Below are 1,896 nucleotides of genomic sequence, written 5' to 3' on the forward strand. Positions count from 1 at the left end.
GTGCCAAAGATGCTGGCGCCCGATGTCGCTGGGCAGGCTCACCCGCAGGCGGCCGCTGAGGGGCTGGTCCTCGGCCGTGATGCCCCGCAGCGCGGCTTGGCCACCCTCCCATGCCGCCAACAGCTGCCGTGCATGCGGCAGCCATTGCTCGCCCGCTTCGGTCAGGCGCAGCCGGCGCGTCGAGCGCTCGAACAGCCGCACGCCCAGCTCACGCTCCAGCCTTGCAATGGTGGCGCTGGCCTGCACGGGGCCGAGGTCCAGGCGTCGCGCGGCCGCCGAGAAACTGCCGGCCTCGGCGGCGCAGACAAAGAGCTGCAGCGGTGAAAAGCGATCCATCTTCATTTTTGTGATGAAACTGATTCGCAGATCCTAGTCTTTCTCATTTGAATGCCGCCAGCCACCATGACGGCCATCGTTGATTCGTCTCAGAAAGGACGCCCCATGAAAGCCGTCGGCTATCTGCAATCGCTGCCCATCGATCACCCGGAATCCCTGGTCGATCTCGAACTGCCCGCGCCGGCGCCCGGCCCGCTGGACCTGCTGGTTCGCGTCGCGGCCGTGTCGGTCAACCCCGTCGACACCAAGGTGCGACGCAACCGCGCGCCCACGGCATTCCAGCCCGAGGTCCTCGGCTGGGACGCCGTGGGCACCGTGGAGGCGCTGGGCAAGGACGTCGTTGGCTTTGCCATCGGTGACCGCGTCTACTACGCCGGCGCCATCAATCGCCCCGGCTCCAATGCCGAGTTGCAGGTCGTCGACCACCGCATCGCGGCGCTGGCGCCAAAAAGCCTCACCGATGCCGAGGCCGCCGCCTTGCCGCTGACCGCCATCACGGCCTGGGAGCTGTTGTTCGACCGCCTCGGCGTGCCTGAGGGCGGCGGCGCGGGCCAGAGCCTGCTGGTCACCGGCGCGGCCGGAGGCGTCGGTTCCATCCTCGTGCAGCTCGCCCGTGAGCTGACCCAGTTGCGCGTCATCGGCACAGCCAGCCGGCCCGAAACGCAGGACTGGGTGAAGCAACTCGGCGCCCATATCGTCATCGACCACAGCCAGCCATTGCGGCCGCAACTGGTGGCCGCCGGCGTCGCAGAGGTCGAGTTCATCGCCAGCCTCACCCATACCGAGCAGCACTGGGACGCCCTCATCGATGCCGCCGCGCCCCAGGGCCGTCTGGGCCTCATCGACGACCTCTCGGGCCCCATCGATGTGATGACGCTCAAGCGCAAGGCCCTGTCCCTGCACTGGGAAATGATGTTCACGCGACCGATGTTCGGCACGGCGGACGTCGCGGAGCAGGGCCGCCTGCTGGCGCGCATCGCCGCCCTGGTCGACGCGGGTCGTGTGCGCACCACGGTCAGCGAGCAGCTGCGCCCGATCAATGCGGCGAACCTGCGGCGGGCGCATGAACTCGTCGAATCGGGCCGCATGCGCGGCAAGATCGTCCTCAGCGGCTTCTGAGCCGCGTCGGACAGCGGCGGGCCCGCGCTGCGCCCTTGTCTGACGCCCGACCCCTGCCAGCCTGCCTAGGCTGGGGACATTGCGATCTTGACGCGGAACTGGTCGAAAGCCCATGTCCACTCGTCGCTTGGACGTTTCTGCACCCGTCGTTATCGCCACGGCTGCCTGGTCCATCCCGGCCAAGGTGGCGGCGGCCTTTCCGGCGGAGGGCTCGCAGCTAGAGCGTTATGCCGCCGTCATGAACGGCGTCGAGATCAATTCCTCCTTTTACCGCCCGCATCGGCCGCAGACTTATGAGCGCTGGGCCGCCAGCACACCCGAGCACTTCCGCTTCGCCGTCAAGCTCCCGAAGCAGATCTCGCATGAGGCGCGGCTCGAAGGCGTGCAGGAACTGCTGGTGCGCTTTGCCGGCGAAGCCGGTGCCCTGGGCCAGAAATGGGC

3 protein-coding genes are annotated in these 1,896 nt (G+C 68.0%); 2 read left to right on the plus strand and 1 reads right to left on the minus strand.

Annotation, left to right across the window (positions count from 1 at the left end; genetic code table 11):
• Positions 1–336 (minus strand): LysR family transcriptional regulator (locus AC1DU6_RS29465; protein ID WP_477861539.1); only part of this gene is annotated, 336 nt, incomplete at its 3' end.
• A 105-nt stretch (positions 337–441) separates the two neighbouring features.
• On the opposite strand from AC1DU6_RS29465, the gene AC1DU6_RS29470 reads away from it, so the two are divergent.
• Together AC1DU6_RS29470 and AC1DU6_RS29475 are read left to right on the plus strand one after the other, a co-directional pair.
• On the plus strand, positions 442–1,455 hold the full coding sequence (locus AC1DU6_RS29470; RefSeq protein WP_457322413.1) for a zinc-binding alcohol dehydrogenase family protein: 1,014 nt from the start codon (positions 442–444) through the stop codon (positions 1,453–1,455).
• Positions 1,456–1,567: 112 nt separating this feature from the next.
• A partial coding sequence (locus AC1DU6_RS29475; protein WP_477861541.1) for a DUF72 domain-containing protein occupies positions 1,568–1,896 on the plus strand: 329 nt, incomplete at its 3' end.

Source organism: Roseateles sp. P5_B10, from assembly GCF_056400485.1.

Bases quoted from the DNA above. Each gene is read 5' to 3' on its own strand.
- AC1DU6_RS29470 (WP_457322413.1), top strand. From the start codon at position 442: ATGAAAGCCGTCGGCTATCTGCAATCGCTGCCCATCGATCACCCGGAA.